The following is a 14,597-nucleotide window of genomic DNA, read 5'->3' as shown; positions in this document are numbered from 1 at the left end:
TCGTCCGGGACGCATCTACAACGGCTACCACTACCAAATAGTAACCAAGGCAACCGGCCCACCACGTGTCAACCGCCCTCAACGCTTTCCGCCTTTCACCCGCTCGCCGGGCCATCCCTGCCGCCGCCCGCGAATCACGTTGGGCGTTGCCGGATGGGAACCTGCTCCGCCGCATTGACTGGTCGGCGTCGGTTGACAGTCCACGCGGGTCGATCCTGTTCATGCCGGGCAGGGGGGATGCGTATGAAAAGTGGCTGGAGACGCTGGACGGCTGGCATCGAGAAGGCTGGCAGATCACGTCGGCAGACTGGCGCGGGCAGGCTGGCTCAGGCCGCTTGGGGAAAGACGCGACCACCGGACATGTGCGGGACTTCTCGGTATGGGTGGGCGACTTTGCGGCCCTGTTTGCCGATTGGGCCGCCGCCACTCCCGGACCGCATATTGTGATCGCGCATTCGATGGGCGGCCACCTCGCTTTGCGAGCTGTGGCAGAAGCGGTGGTGAGGCCGGATGCATTGGTGCTGTCGGCTCCCATGCTGGGCATTCATCCGACATGGGTGCCCAGCCGTGCCCTTCATCGCCTTGCACGGACCATCGTGCGGCTGGGTGATCCCCGTCGGCCAGCGTGGAAGGGTGGTGAAAAGCCCGGTGCCGATCGGGCCGCGCGCAGCCTGCTGCTGACGCATGACGCATCACGCTATGACGACGAAGACTGGTGGCGCCGCCAACGACCGGTGATCGGCATGGGAGCGGCAAGCTGGGGTTGGATAGAACGCGCGCTTGCATCGATGCGCCTCCTTGAAGGCAAAGGCGTGCTGGAGTGTGTGAAAGTCCCCGTCGCCCTACTGGGTACCAGCATCGATGGCCTGGTGTCGTGGCGTGCGATACGCAAGGCGGCCGAGCGCATCCCTGACGCGCACCTCATCGCGTTCGGCAGCGAATGTCGGCATGAAATCCTGCGCGAAGTCGATCCGGTGCGCGATCGTGCCCTCGCGGAGATCAGGGACTTCCTGAACCGGGCGGCCCCCGCTAGGGGCTGATCGCAATGGAGCCCGTGTTCGATATCGTCATTGTCGGTGCTGGAATGGCAGGGGCTTCGCTTGCCGCTGCGATCGGTGATCGAGCGCACGTTCTCATGCTGGAGGCCGAGGACCGTCCCGGCTACCATGCCACCGGCCGTTCTGCAGCATTCTGGACGGAAAGCTACGGCGGGCCGGGGGTGCAGCCCCTGACCACGGCATCCGGTCCGGTTCTGCGTGATCTGGGCGTGCTCACGCAGCGCGGCGGGCTGACGCTTGGACGAGCGGGCCAGCAATCCCAGGTTGAGAATTTTGCCCGGCAATTCCGAGCGCGCGGTGTGGATGTGCAGTTGCTCGATCGCGCAGCTATTGCGGATCGGGTGCCGGGCTTGCGCCGCGAATGGACTTGCGGGGCGCTCGAGCCAAGCACGTGCGATATCGACGTTGCGGCACTCCATCAGCACTACCTGGCGCAGGCTCAGACCTTGGGCGTCGAGTTATGGTGCAGGGCGGGATTGCAGACCGCGCGGCGAACGCCAGCGGGGTGGGATTTGACCATGACGGACGGGCGAAGTGTTCGCGCGACGATTCTGGTCAATGCCGCCGGTGCGTGGGCTGACACGGTGGCGCGTGTGGCGGGTGTCGATCCGCTGGGCATCACGCCCTATCGCCGAACGATTGCGCAGTTGATCGTGGATCATCCCGTTCCCGGCGACCTGCCACTGGTGCTGGATATTGGTGGCGGCTTTTATTTCAAGCCGGAGAGCGGCCGCATCTGGCTGAGTCCGCATGATGAGACGCCCAGCGCACCATGCGATGCCGCGCCCGAGGAAATCGATGTCGCCTTGGCGATAGATCGGCTGCAGCAAGTGGTCGACTGGCGCGTTACCCGGGTGGAGCACCGGTGGGCGGGCTTGCGCTCCTTCGCCCCTGATCGCCTCCCGGTCTATGGCTTTGCGCCGCGCAACGATGCCTATTTCTGGTTCGCCGGACAGGGCGGGTTCGGTATCCAGACTGCACCTGCGGCAGCGGACCTTGGCGCTGCCCTGTTGCTTGGCGAGAAGCTTGGAGCCATCGATCCGGCCCCATACTCACCCGCCAGATTCAGCTGATTTCAGACTAGCTCAGCCTGCGGCTTTGGCGGCGTCGCTGGCAAGTTTGTCGACTCGTTCGTTTTCGACGTGGCCGCTGTGCCCCCGCACCCATTCCCACTGAACCTTGTGACGGCCAGCCGCTTCGATCAGATCGTGCCACAAGTCGGCGTTGCGGACCGGCTGCTTGCTGGAATTGATCCAGCCCTTTTTCTTCCAGCCGTGAACCCATTTCGTAATGCCGTCGATCACGTACTTGCTGTCGGTATGCAAAGTGACGTCGCATGGCTCGATAAGCGCGTTCAGCGCCTTGATCGCGGCTGTCATCTCCATACGGTTGTTCGTGGTGTCAGGCTCCCCCCCTGACATCTCCTTTTCATGCGGCCCCATGCGCAGGAGCACGCCCCAGCCGCCCGGGCCGGGATTTCCCTTGCACGCACCATCGGTGAAGACATCCACCTGCTTCATTGGAATACTCCCGCGTTTGCCGGATCCGCATAGAATTGCAGGCGTCGGGCAAAGGCCATCGGGTCCTTCGGCGTCACCAGCGCGCCTTCAGGCCGATTGAGCCAATCGTATGCGCGAGTCGCCAGGAAACGCATGGCCGCGCCTCGTCCGAGCAGCGGCAGCGCGGCATGTTCGGCATCGCTGAGCGGTCTCACGCCGCTGTACCCGGCCATCAGTGCGACCGATAGTTCGGGCAGGAAGCGCGTGCCATCCGGGCTAAAGCACCACGCGGCGTGAGTGACCGCCACATCGTAGGCCAGCATGTCCGTGCAGGCGAAATAGAAGTCGATCAACCCGGTGACGTGATTATCGAGCATCAGCACATTGTCGGGGAACAAGTCCGCATGGATCACGCCGCACGGCAGATCCGATGGCCAATCCTGCGCTAGCAAGGCCAGTTCGCGCTCGATGACACCGCCGAGGCCTGGGTCGATCGAATCGAGTTCCGCCCGCCCGCAGTCCGTCAGCAACTGTTGCCAGTCCTTGAGCGCGAGCGTGTTTGTGCGTTGGGGCGAGAAGTCGGCCGCCGCCAGATGGATCTGCGCCAGGGCTGCACCCACTGCGCGGGCTTGATCCGGTGTCGGCTCCGATACTGAAACGCCGGGCAGGAATTCGATCAACGCCAGCGCTTTCAGCCCGTCAGCCGTCGGGTGAAGCCGATGGCTTGCTCCTTCGCTGTCGTGCATCGTGCGAGGAACCGGGCAATTTCGGGCGGCGAGATGATCGAGCAGATCGAGAAAGAACGGCAGGTCCGCTACCTCGGTGCGGCTTTCGTACATCGTCAGGATGAAACGACGCGCCCCGCCGTCCTTAGCGGTTTCGATCAGCCAGTTGCTGTTGGAAACGCCCTCGGCAATCCCTTTGGCAGAGACCAGAGAACCCACATCGAACGCGGCGATGATGTCGGCGATTTCTTCCGCGCCGAGCCTTGTATAGACTGCCATGCCTGCTTCCGGATCAGCGCATCAACTGACGGGGCAGCTTGAAGGTCATATGCTCCTTGGTCGTTACGAACTCCTCCGCATCGACCTGGCGCAGTTCCTTGATGCGGGCGATCACTTCGCTGACCAGTTCTTCCGGCGCAGACGCCCCTGCGGTGAGACCTACCGTGTCGATCCCGTCGAGCCACGCCGGATCGATTTCGTCCGCCCGCTGGATCAGTTGCGACGCCGCGCCTTCACGCTGGGCGACTTCGACCAGCCGCAGCGAATTGGAGCTGTTGGGCGCGCCGATCACCAATATGAGCTGGCATTGTGGAGCGATTTGCTTGACCGCCGCCTGCCGGTTCGAGGTTGCATAGCAGATATCGTCCGCCTTGGGCGCGACCACGTCAGGGAAGCGGCGCTCGATCGCCTTGATGATGGCGGCGGTATCATCGACGGAAAGCGTCGTCTGCGAAAGATAGGAAAGTTCCGCCCCCGCCGGGAATTCCAGGCGCTCGACGTCCTCTTCGGTTTCGACAAGGGTCATGTTGCCGTCGGGAACCTGCCCGAACGTGCCAATGACTTCGGGATGCCCGGCGTGGCCGATGAACAGGATATGGCGACCAGCTTCGATCTGACGCTCGGCCTGGCGGTGTACTTTGCTGACGAGCGGGCAGGTTGCGTCCAGCCACTCCAGCCCGCGCTCGGTCGCGGCGGCGGGTACGGCTTTCGGCACACCGTGCGCGCTGAAGATCACCGGTACGCCGTCCGGCACTTCGTCCAGTTCCTCGACGAAAACGGCGCCCTTGGCCTTGAGGCTGTCCACCACGAATTTGTTGTGCACGATCTCGTGCCGCACGTAAACCGGGGCGCCATAGATCTCGATCGCCCGCTCCACGATCTCGATCGCGCGATCGACGCCCGCGCAGAAACCGCGGGGTGCCGCGACCAGCAACCGGATCGGCAGCAGGGCTTCGGAAGGGGCGCCCGTTTCGGCAGGCGTCGGCGTGGTGGATTGAAAGGGCGCGTTCATGATCCGCCCTCTAGCGCTTTGCCGCTTGCATCGCTAGGGCAAGCGCACGCCATCTCGAGGAAGTGACGATGAATACATCCCGTCTGACTGCCGCTGTCCTGTGTTCCGCAGCTGCAATGACCGCGTTGAGCGGGTGCAAGACGAAGGGAGAGATCGTTGTCGACCAGGGCGTGGGCATCACCTCGATCCGCAGCAAGTGCCCTGCGGTCGGTATTCCTGACTACACCGGTGACGTCACTTTGTTCAAAGCGCCGAACGATCGCACTGCGGCAAACCTCGATGTCACCGCCTCGATGACCGACGTGCGCTCGCAGTGCAACGAGGTGACCGGTGAGAAGGTGACGGCCAACATCACTTTCCAGGTACAGGCGCGCCGAAACGACGTAGCCGGCGCACGCCAGGTCACACTGCCGTATTTCGTCACCGTCCTGCAGGGCGGATCGGCAGTCATCAGCAAACGCGTGGGCAATGTGACCGTCAACTTCGCCGATGGCGCGCAGCGCGGGCAGGTGAGTGGCAACGTCAATGCCTTCATCGATCGCGCTGCGGCGACGCTGCCGGACGACATTCGTGAACGCATCACGCGCAAGCGCAAGGCGGGTGATACGGATGCTGCGCTCGATCCGCTGGCCGACCCCGAAGTCAAGGCAGCGGTAGCCCGGTCATCGTTTGAAGTGCTGGTGGGCTTCCAGCTCAACGACGCGCAACTGGCATACAACGCCACCCGTTGAGGGCGCGGTCTAACCGCTGCTCGCGGTTCGCGTCGCTTCGATAGCCTGCCGCGCGGCGCTGGCCATCGTCTTGCGGTTCGCGCGCGCCTGTGGAGGCAGAGCAGGCAGGAAGTGGATGGTCAGGTTCACCGGGCGCAGGCGAGAGAGGATGCGCATGGCATTGTCAGTGCCCGGCTCTTCCCCAACCCAGGCGATGTCCTGCGTTTCGGGGCCGTAGTCGAGCCAAACTGGGTGGACAGACACCGCCCTGTCATCTTCGCCTTCGAAGGCTGACAACAGCGATGACTTGAATGGAAGCGTGGAGCGTCCGTCCGAAGTCGTGCCTTCGGGAAAGATCGTGAGCGCTCCGGCATCCTTCATCGCCATGCGTACCTGCTCGACTTGTGCGGCGATGCTCCCTCGCTCGTGTCGCGCGATGAATACGGTGTCGTTGAGGCTGCACAGCCAACGGAGCGGCTTGATTTGCGCCAGTCCATCGTGCGCAACGAAGGCGGTGCCCGTCGCGCCGGCCAGCGCCGGAATGTCGATCCAGCTGACGTGGTTGGCCAGCAGAAAGGCCCGCGGTGGTGGGGGAGCGCCGGTGGTCCGCACCCGCACGCCGGAAATAACGGCCACGCCCCAAAGAAAAAAGCGGGGCACCGGATTTCGGGAGACGAACGGGGCTACGATATAGAAAAGCGGCGCGCAAAGCAGGAGCGCCGCCAAAAGAGCCGCTAATCTCAACCAGACCAGCGGCCATCTCCACCAGTCGATGGCGCGGGAACGGACGGCTATAGTTCCCGCCATTGCGGTTTTACTTCCGCTGGAAAGTTGTTTCACCTTCCGGCCGCTCAAGGCGAACACCGAACAGTTCCATGCGATGATCGACCAGTCGGAAGCCGAGGCGCTCTGCAATCTGGCGCTGCAGAGCTTCGAGTTCCGGGTCGACAAATTCGATCACCTGGCCTGATTCAACGTCGATCATGTGGTCATGATGCGCTTCCGGTGCGGCTTCATACCGCGCGCGACCATCACCGAAATCATGGCGATCAAGAATCCCGGCCTCTTCGAAAAGCCGCACGGTGCGGTACACCGTGGCGATGGAAATGCCCGGATCGATGTCGGTCGCACGTTCGTGCAGCTTTTCCACGTCAGGGTGGTCCGTGCTTTCCGACAGGACCTTCGCGATCACCCGGCGCTGTTCCGTGATACGCAGACCGCGTTCTGCGCAAAGGGCTTCGATGTCGATCGGCTGATGCACGTGTTACCTATTAAAAAAGAGAGAGGCGCACCGACCTAAATAGGACGCTGCGCCTGCTATCACAACAGCTATGGGCCGTCTGTCACCCGGCAAGTGAAAGCCTGGAAAAATTCCACGCTTTCACCGGGTCATGGATCACGCGGCGACTGGAGCCTTGGGCTTGCGGCCGCGACGGACATTCGACTTGCGACCAAGGCCGATCTTCTTCGCCAGTTCACGGCGCTTTTCAGCGTAGTTCGGCGCGACCATCGGATAGTCCGCCGGCAGGTTCCAGCGCGCACGGTAATCTTCTGGCGACATATTGTAGTGCGTCATAAGATGGCGCTTCAGCATTTTCAGCTTCTTGCCGTCTTCAAGACAAACGATGTAATCAGGCTTGACCGAGGCACGAACGGATACTGCCGGTTCCGGCTTTTCTTCTTCGATCGGAGCAACGCCGCCAAGACCGGCGAGGGCGCCATACACATTAGTGATAAGCGACGGGAGATCTTCTACAGACACGCTGTTGTTGCTGACGTGAGCGGCAACGATGTCAGAAGCCAGTGTGATCAACGTTTCGTTGATGTCATTCTGGATATTATCCATTTTATATTATCCTTTGGGCGACCAAATTTTTTAGGGCAGCATGCCTATTCTGGCGTGTCTGTTCGCGCATTGAACTTTTTGAGCGGCAGATGCAAGGTCGATTGAGTACTAATTACTGCAGAAGAACGGTCTTTGAGTAAACGCCCAGTCTTCTTGACAGGAATGCTACCGAATGTCGCATGCAAATGTAACCGCATCGAGCCTATCGCCGCCCGGCGTACGGTAGTATTCGCGCCTTTCGCCGATCGGATAGAAGCCAAAGCTGCTATAAAGAGTACCCGCAGGGTTGTCTTTTCTCATTTCGAGAAGCAATCGATGCGCGCCACGAGACAACGCGCCTGCCTTTAATGCATCGAGTAAGGCAAGGCCAAGTCCCAAGCGGCGATGTTTTGGGTGAACGGCGAGAAGCAGCAGTTCCTCTTCTTCGTATCCGGTTCTCGACATGAAGAAACCCGCCGCGTCAATGATGTCGGCAGGATTTTTGCCGTTGTGATCGAGGAGACCGTAATGGCAATTGCCCAGCTTGAGGGCATCTTCAACCTGACGGCGATTCCATGCTTCGCCGTAGACAGGATCAAACGCGGCTTGCATTACCGCCATGATCTTGTCGATATCGTCGTTCATGAGATCGCGAGCGGTACTTTGGCGTCCGGCGCGCGGCCGTACAGTGGGTGAACTTCAGGCAGCAAATCCAACGCGTTCAGCGCCAGAAAGGATCGCGCGTCCGGGAGGATCGACAGCGCCCGCCCAAATCCTCTCGCTTCCACCAGCGCCGCGGCCTGATTGCCAGCGACGAGCGCCTCTGTGGTTATGGATACGGCGTCTGTCGGCTTGCAGGAAGCCAGGTCTCGCCCGGATCTGCCATTGCTGTCGATGCCCTGGACGAACCATTCGCCATGGCCTCCGGTCATCGCGACGCCGACCGACTGCTGGCCTTCCGCCTCACGGGCCATGGCGGCGATCAATGCAAGCGTAGGGTAACCAATGAGCTGGGCGCCCCATGCCAGGGCCAGCGCCCTTGCAGTCGCCAGTCCTACGCGCACGCCGGTGAAGCTGCCCGGCCCCAGCGCAACGGCGATACGGCTTGCGCGGCCTTTACCGGGAAGGGCGGCAATCATGGGGACCAGCGCCTCGGCATGACCACGACCCAGAACGCGGAAGTCGCCAGCAACATATGAGCCGCGATCGAAAAGCGCGACCGAACAGGCTTCCGTTGCGCTGTCGATCACCAGCGTTGTCGCAGTATCTGGCGCGGAGTTTTCCGTAACAGGCACAATCACGCGTCCATGTCTGCGCGCGATGACGGCGACCGTGTCAGGCCGCGCGCACTTCGCTTACTTCGGGAACGTAATGCTTCAACAGGCTCTCGATGCCCTGCTTGAGTGTCGCCGACGATGAAGGGCATCCGGAGCAGGCGCCTTGCATGGAAAGATAGACGACGCCTTCCCGGAAACCGCGATAGACGATGTCGCCGCCATCGTTGGCGACGGCTGGCCGAACGCGGCTTTCGATGAGGTCCTTGATCTGCTCGACGATGTCCGCATCGGCCGGATCATCGCCGAAATCATCATCGTCGGCGGGAACCGCGAACCCGCTGGCATCGCCGCCAGCGAACAGCGGGGCTCCCGATACGAAGTGGTCCAGCAGAATGGCAACGACCTGCGGACGCAGCGAGGCCCATTCCACTCCCGGGGCCGCGGTGACCGAAATGAAGTCCGTTCCAAAAAACACGCCCGTCACATCGCCGAGATCGAACAGCGCTTCGGCAAGGGGAGAGGCCACAGCGCTTTCCGGCGAAGTGAATTCGCGGGTGCCAGAGGGCATGACCTGCCGACCAGGCAAGAACTTGATGGTCGACGGATTGGGCGTGGTTTCGGTTTCAATGAACATGATCCAAGCGATGTAGGACAACATGCCAACGGGTCAAGTGCAAGCGCGCCCGGCGGCATCTTAAATAGAGCCCTTCTATTCACTGGTCCTTAAGGCGAAGCGCCCCTATATCGTTCGCGATGACCACTTTTCCGCGCGCCGCACGCACGCTCGCCTGTCTGCTTCTCCTGCAGGCTCCGATCCCCCCATTACTCGCGCAGGATATGCCGGTTAAAGCGGTGCCTGCTCCCGGCGCGGGCGGGCAGATCGGCCAATCGGACCCGTGGCTCTATCGCGGCAGCGACATTCCTCGCGATCCGGAATGGTTCTTCGGCGAACTGCCGAACGGCCTGAAATACGCCGTGCGCAAGAACGGCGTGCCGCCGGGACAGGTGTCCATCCGCATCCGCGTCGATGCCGGCTCGCTTTATGAAACGGATGCCGAACGGGGTTACGCGCACTTGCTGGAGCATATGCTGTTCCGGCAGTCCAAGTATCTGCCGGAAGGGACGGCCATCGCGGCCTTCCAGCGTCTGGGGGCCACCTTCGGCAGCGATACCAACGCCGTGACATCGACCACGCAGACCGTCTTCAAACTGGACTTGCCGAACGCCACGCCGACCAATCTGGACGAGACGTTCAAGCTAATGAGCGGGATGGTCACCGCGCCAACGCTGTCGGCATCGAACCTCAAGTCTGACCTGCCCATCGTCATGGCTGAAATGCGCGAACGGGGCGGCGCAGCCAAGCGCGTGCAGGACGCAATGCAGAAGGTCCTTTACGCCGGGCAGCCGCTTGCCAATCGTGAGCCGATCGGGACCGTGGAGACGCTGACATCGGCAACGCCAACCAGCGTGCGCGCCTTTTACTCCCGCTGGTATCGACCGGACAACGTTGCCGTGATCGTGGCCGGCGACGTCGATCCGGCCATGCTGGAATCCTACGTCAAGAAATGGTTCGCTGACTGGCCTGCGCAGGGCAAGCGGACGCCCGCCCCCAGCTTCGGCGATCCGGTCGCCCCCGCTGGCGCTGATCCGAAAAACCCCGTGGGCGAAACGCGCGTGTTGGTGGAGCCGGACCTCCCGCCTTCGCTAATGTACGCCGTGCTGCGGCCCTGGAGACAGGTGACCGACAACATCGCCTATAACCAGGGCTTGATGACCGACGCCCTGGCGCAAGCGATCATCAACCGACGTCTGGAATCCAAGGCTCGGGCAGGGGGCAGCTACCTTTCCGCATCGGTCAACCAGAACGACGTGTCGCGCTCTGCCGACGCGACGTTCGTGTCGGTCACCCCGCTGGGTGACGACTGGCATGCTGCGCTGCGCGATGTGCGTTCGGTGATCGCGGATGCGCTGACCCGAGCGCCGACCCAGGCGGAGATCGACCGAGAGGCTGCCGAAATGGATGTGGCATTCCAGGTCCCGGTCGAGCAGCAGCGTATTCTGCCCGGCTCCAAACTCGCTGACGATATGGTCAATGCCCTCGACATTCGTGAAACCGTCGCGGCACCGCAGGATGTGCTGAACATCTTCCGCCAGTCCAAGGCTTTGTTCACGCCCGACGCGGTTTTGAAGCACACCCGACAGCTGTTCACCGGCTCGGTGACGCGCGCGCTGTTCACCGTACAAAAGCCCAATGTCGCGACGGACGAGCAATTGCGGCAGGCGCTGTCGGAAACGGTAAAGGCGGACACGAGCGTTCGCGAGGCGCTGGCGCCGGTTTCGTTCGACAAGCTGCCCGCGATCGGGGCGCCACAAAAAGCCGTCTCCGACACACCGACCGGCCTGCTGGAGATCGAGCAGCTGACCTTTGCCAACGGCGTGAAGGCTTTGCTGTGGCCGGTGGCCGAAGAACCTGGCCGGGTCATGGTGAAGACCCGCTTCGGCGGCGGCTACCGCTCGGTCGATCCCAAGGACGCGGCTTACATCTCGCTTGGGAAATTCGCCCTGGTCAGTTCCGGTCTGGCTACCCTTGATCAGGAAAAGCTTGATCGCATTTCGACCGGCCGGAAGATGGGCTTCGATTTCGACGTGAAGGATGCGGCCTTCGAACTGTCTGCCGAAACCCGGCCGCAGGATTTGGCCGATCAGCTTTACCTGTTCGCGGCCAAGCTTGATCTGCCGCGATGGGACGTGAATCCCTTCACCCGTGCCAAGGCGGCGGCGAAGATTCAATACGCCACGTTCTCGACCTCGCCACAGGGCGTGCTCAGCCGAGACCTGCAATATTACCAGCGCGGCAAGGACGCCCGGTTCGCGACGCCGACCCCGGCCGAAGTGGAAGCGACGACGCCTCAGGGTTTCAAGCGGGTGTGGAGCAAGGCGCTCAAGGAAGGCCCAGTCGAAGTTCAGATCTTCGGCGATTTTGATAAGACCACTACCATCGCCGCGCTGGAAAAGACGTTCGGTGCGCTGAAGTCACGCCAACCGGCCCAGGGAGTGGCAGCCGGCGCGAAGATCACCGTGCCCCAGCCTTCGGACAAGCCGATCACGCTGGCCCACCACGGTGATCCCGATCAGGCGGCTGCGGTTATCTCCTGGCCCACCGGCGGCGGAGTGATGGGCATCCGCGAGTCGCGTCAGCTTGAAATCCTCACGCAGTTGTTCACCAACCGTCTGATGGCTGCGGTGCGCGAGAAGTTGGGTGTCTCCTATGCGCCCTACGTCTATTCGTCGTGGCCGGTCGATCTGGCGGCGGGCGGATCCATCACCGCCGTGGCGCAGCTTGATCCGAAGTCGGTGCCGGTGTTCTTCCAGACCGCCGACGAAATCGCGCAGGACCTGATCAACAACCCGCCGTCGGCGGATGAACTGGCGCTGGTGACGGAACCCTTGCGCCAGCAAGTGACGCGCGCCGCATCGAGCACGGCGTTCTTCATGAGCCAGCTTGAAGGCGCCACCAGTGATCCCTCGCGGATCGGCAGCGTGCGCAGCGTCCTGAGCGACTATACGGTAACCACCCCGCAGGCGATGCAGGCGCTGGCGGCGCAGTACCTGGGCAAGAACCGTTCCTGGCGCCTTGAGGTCATGCCGGAAGGCAAGGAGTCCAAGACCGTCGCCGTAAAGTAAGCAGCTGCTCCATCGCTGCGCAACCGATCACGCTGATCGGGCAAACCGGCTTTGCAAAAATTGCCGTTGCGGGCTATGGGGCGCCCCTTGCTTGCGCCGCATGAGAAAGGCGGCGTCGAAGCGTCCCGGCATGGTGCCGAGGACATGAGGAGTGAAGAACGTGGCGAGCAAATGGACACCGGAAAGCTGGAAAGCGCAGGAAGCGCGCCATCTGCCGGTTTATGGCGACGAGGCGAAGCTGGGCGAGGTCGAAACCACGCTTGCGAAGTACCCGCCGCTGGTCTTTGCCGGTGAAGCCCGCGCTCTGAAGGCGGACCTGGCGGAAGTGGCCGCCGGTCGCGGTTTCCTGCTTCAGGGCGGTGACTGCGCCGAAAGCTTCGCCGAATTCAGCGCCGACAATATCCGCGATACCTTCCGCGTCATCCTGCAGATGGCGGTCGTGCTCACGTTCGCCAGCAAGCAGCCGGTGGTGAAGCTGGGACGCATGGCTGGTCAGTTCGCCAAGCCCCGCTCCGCGCCGACCGAAACCGTGGGCGGCGTGGAAGTGCCGAGCTACTTCGGAGACATCATCAATGGGATCGATTTCGGCGTCGAAAGCCGTCGCAACGATCCCGAGCGGATGCTGAAGGCTTACGGCCAGTCGTCGGCGACGCTCAACCTGTTGCGTGCATTCGCGCATGGCGGCTATGCCAATTTGCGTCAAGTGCACCAGTGGACGATGGAACACATCGGCCGCAGCCCCTGGGGTGAAAAGTTCGCCCAGATGGCCGATCGCATCAGCGAAGCGCTCGACTTCATGGCGGCGTGCGGCGTGGATCCGACGACCGTGCCGCAGCTTCAGGGCACGGACTTCTACACCAGCCATGAGGCCCTGCTGCTGCCTTACGAACAGGCGCTTACCCGTCAGGATTCGCTGACCGGGGATTGGTACGATTGTTCGGCGCATATGCTGTGGATCGGCGATCGCACCCGCTTCGAAGGGTCGGCGCATGTCGAGTTCCTGCGCGGTGTCGGCAATCCGATCGGCATGAAGTGCGGCCCCAGCCTGGAGCCGGACGCGTTGCTGCGCATGCTCGACACGCTCAACCCCGGACGAGAGCCGGGTCGCATGACGCTGATCAGCCGCTATGGCCACGACAAGGTGGAAGCCGGTCTGCCCAAGCTCGTTCGCGCCGTGAAGCGTGAAGGTCATCCGGTGGTGTGGTCGTGCGATCCGATGCACGGCAACGTCATCAAGGCGGAAAGTGGCTTCAAGACCCGTCCGTTCGATCGCATCCTGTCCGAAGTGCGCGGCTTCTTCGCGGTCCACCGCGCGGAAGGTACGCATGCGGGCGGCATCCATATCGAGATGACCGGCCAGGACGTGACCGAATGCACCGGCGGCGCTATCGCGATTACCGACGAGGCACTCGCGGACCGGTATCACACGCACTGCGACCCGCGCCTCAACGGTGCGCAGTCGATCGAACTTGCTTTCGAGATGGCGGACTTGTTGAATTTGGAAGCGACTGAACGGCAGAAGCAAGCGGCTTAGTCGCTTTCTTTTTTCTTCAATACATTAGACGCAGGGAGTTGTTCTCCCTGCGTTTTTGTATGCGAAAGCAAGTTAAGCCTCCGTCAGATCATTGAATTGGGCGCGGATTATCCTCCGCTGCACGGCAGCGACATTGCAAATCAAAGCTGCGAGGTCGTTAAAATGGGCTTCGTCGCGCATTAACCTCTATTCATCTCAAGCAACGAGCTGCGCAGATTACTAAGTTGCTGTAATCATAATGCGAGCAGCAATTTTTTTGCATTTAATGCAGTCGCATCAGCAATTTTAATGATGCCTTAACCATTTTATTTGGCGCATACGACGTGCGGCGCGGTCAGTCATGCGGATCGTTCGCAGATTGAATAGCGACTTTGCAGATTTCGCACGTGCTTGCGCGCCTGAGCGAAATCAGCGTCAGGGAGTATGTCGTGATGAAGTATCTGCTTGTCGGGGCTGCTTTTGCGGCCGGTTTTGTGTTGCCAACTGTTTCGTCGGCGGAACCCGCTGCGGCGGATCGCCACAATCACGTACAAGGCGCACCAATCATGGTCACCGCGCCAACTATTGAGCGATGGTCGACCAAAGTATTCAACGATCTTCAGCGAAAGATCAATAACCCAGTGCCACTTGGCAGAGCGCAACCCAGTGAAGGTATTGTCTCTGTCAAATTCAACTGTAGCGAGAACGGACAACCCGCCGGAGTTCAACTGCTTGACTCGTCCGGACATGGTGAATTGGATCGCGCCACGTTGCGCGCGGTAGCCCGCATTCCCACTCTTCATCCGCTGCCGGAAGCAGTTGGCGCAGAACAGACGTTCATCGTAAGGGTGCTGTTTGCCAATTCTGAAGAAAGCGCGCGCGCAAGGCTCACCAAAATGCGCGCCGACGCTGCTCGTCATAACGAACGTTTCATGAAGGGGCAGAGGGACTTGGCCTCGGCTTATGAAATAGTACCGATGGGCGGTTGATCGCTTTGGCTGAGGTGCCTCGCTAT

Annotated in this window: 15 protein-coding genes; 6 read left to right on the top strand and 9 right to left on the bottom strand. The window is 61.6% G+C overall.

Annotated elements, in window-relative coordinates; all coding sequences use genetic code 11:
- The first annotated feature begins 65 nt into the window (after positions 1 to 65).
- On the top strand, positions 66 to 1,040 hold the full coding sequence (locus ACZ1JM_RS09125; protein WP_465134508.1) for an alpha/beta fold hydrolase: 975 nt from the start codon (positions 66 to 68) through the stop codon (positions 1,038 to 1,040).
- Between the two features lie 5 nt (positions 1,041 to 1,045).
- The gene (locus ACZ1JM_RS09120) at positions 1,046 to 2,131 is read left to right on the top strand and encodes an NAD(P)/FAD-dependent oxidoreductase (protein ID WP_465134507.1); all 1,086 of its coding nucleotides are present in this window, start codon (positions 1,046 to 1,048) and stop codon (positions 2,129 to 2,131) included.
- Positions 2,132 to 2,143: 12 nt separating this feature from the next.
- Here ACZ1JM_RS09120 and rnhA read toward each other — a convergent pair whose 3' ends face one another.
- Genes rnhA through ispH form a run of 3 tightly spaced genes read right to left on the bottom strand, consistent with a single transcriptional unit; the run spans position 2,144 to position 4,573 of the window.
- Positions 2,144 to 2,578, bottom strand: a complete 435-nt coding sequence (gene rnhA, locus ACZ1JM_RS09115; protein WP_465134506.1) for a ribonuclease HI — start codon at positions 2,576 to 2,578, stop codon at positions 2,144 to 2,146.
- Positions 2,575 to 3,561, bottom strand: coding sequence for a homoserine kinase (gene thrB, locus ACZ1JM_RS09110; protein ID WP_465134505.1), 987 nt, complete (start codon positions 3,559 to 3,561; stop codon positions 2,575 to 2,577). The genes rnhA and thrB overlap by 4 nt, the downstream gene beginning before the upstream one ends.
- A gap of 13 nt (positions 3,562 to 3,574) precedes the next feature.
- Positions 3,575 to 4,573: a 4-hydroxy-3-methylbut-2-enyl diphosphate reductase gene (gene ispH, locus ACZ1JM_RS09105; protein ID WP_465134504.1), complete on the bottom strand. Its 999-nt coding sequence runs from the start codon at positions 4,571 to 4,573 to the stop codon at positions 3,575 to 3,577.
- A 68-nt stretch (positions 4,574 to 4,641) separates the two neighbouring features.
- Between ispH and ACZ1JM_RS09100 the strand changes: the two genes are divergently transcribed.
- On the top strand, positions 4,642 to 5,304 hold the full coding sequence (locus ACZ1JM_RS09100; protein ID WP_465134503.1) for a hypothetical protein: 663 nt from the start codon (positions 4,642 to 4,644) through the stop codon (positions 5,302 to 5,304).
- A 9-nt stretch (positions 5,305 to 5,313) separates the two neighbouring features.
- Here the strand turns inward: ACZ1JM_RS09100 and ACZ1JM_RS09095 are convergent, their stop codons facing one another.
- From ACZ1JM_RS09095 to ACZ1JM_RS09070, 6 genes are all read right to left on the bottom strand, one after another.
- A complete protein-coding gene (locus ACZ1JM_RS09095; RefSeq protein ID WP_465134502.1) occupies positions 5,314 to 5,919 on the bottom strand; it encodes a lysophospholipid acyltransferase family protein in 606 nt (201 codons plus the stop codon).
- A gap of 178 nt (positions 5,920 to 6,097) precedes the next feature.
- Positions 6,098 to 6,544, bottom strand: a complete 447-nt coding sequence (locus ACZ1JM_RS09090; RefSeq protein WP_465134501.1) for a Fur family transcriptional regulator — start codon at positions 6,542 to 6,544, stop codon at positions 6,098 to 6,100.
- Between the two features lie 135 nt (positions 6,545 to 6,679).
- Positions 6,680 to 7,129, bottom strand: coding sequence for a Ros/MucR family transcriptional regulator (locus tag ACZ1JM_RS09085; protein WP_465134500.1), 450 nt, complete (start codon positions 7,127 to 7,129; stop codon positions 6,680 to 6,682).
- 165 nt (positions 7,130 to 7,294) lie between these two features.
- On the bottom strand, positions 7,295 to 7,753 hold the full coding sequence (locus ACZ1JM_RS09080; RefSeq protein ID WP_465134499.1) for a GNAT family N-acetyltransferase: 459 nt from the start codon (positions 7,751 to 7,753) through the stop codon (positions 7,295 to 7,297).
- The gene (gene tsaB / locus ACZ1JM_RS09075; protein ID WP_465134498.1) at positions 7,750 to 8,358 is read right to left on the bottom strand and encodes a tRNA (adenosine(37)-N6)-threonylcarbamoyltransferase complex dimerization subunit type 1 TsaB; all 609 of its coding nucleotides are present in this window, start codon (positions 8,356 to 8,358) and stop codon (positions 7,750 to 7,752) included. The genes ACZ1JM_RS09080 and tsaB overlap by 4 nt, the downstream gene beginning before the upstream one ends.
- Before the next feature lie 85 nt (positions 8,359 to 8,443).
- Positions 8,444 to 9,019: a NifU family protein gene (locus ACZ1JM_RS09070; RefSeq protein WP_465134497.1), complete on the bottom strand. Its 576-nt coding sequence runs from the start codon at positions 9,017 to 9,019 to the stop codon at positions 8,444 to 8,446.
- 119 nt (positions 9,020 to 9,138) lie between these two features.
- Here ACZ1JM_RS09070 and ACZ1JM_RS09065 point away from each other — a divergent pair, with 119 nt between their 5' ends.
- From ACZ1JM_RS09065 to ACZ1JM_RS09055, 3 genes are all read left to right on the top strand, one after another.
- The gene (locus ACZ1JM_RS09065; protein ID WP_465134496.1) at positions 9,139 to 12,069 is read left to right on the top strand and encodes a M16 family metallopeptidase; all 2,931 of its coding nucleotides are present in this window, start codon (positions 9,139 to 9,141) and stop codon (positions 12,067 to 12,069) included.
- A 160-nt stretch (positions 12,070 to 12,229) separates the two neighbouring features.
- The gene (locus tag ACZ1JM_RS09060; protein ID WP_465134495.1) at positions 12,230 to 13,603 is read left to right on the top strand and encodes a class II 3-deoxy-7-phosphoheptulonate synthase; all 1,374 of its coding nucleotides are present in this window, start codon (positions 12,230 to 12,232) and stop codon (positions 13,601 to 13,603) included.
- A 431-nt stretch (positions 13,604 to 14,034) separates the two neighbouring features.
- Positions 14,035 to 14,571: an energy transducer TonB family protein gene (locus ACZ1JM_RS09055; RefSeq protein ID WP_465134494.1), complete on the top strand. Its 537-nt coding sequence runs from the start codon at positions 14,035 to 14,037 to the stop codon at positions 14,569 to 14,571.
- Positions 14,572 to 14,597 lie beyond the last annotated feature (26 nt).

The sequence above is a fragment of the Novosphingobium sp. BL-S-24 genome, from assembly GCF_055521575.1.
The sequence above is the reverse complement of the archived record's forward strand: the minus strand, read 5'-3'. Positions and strand labels throughout refer to the sequence as shown.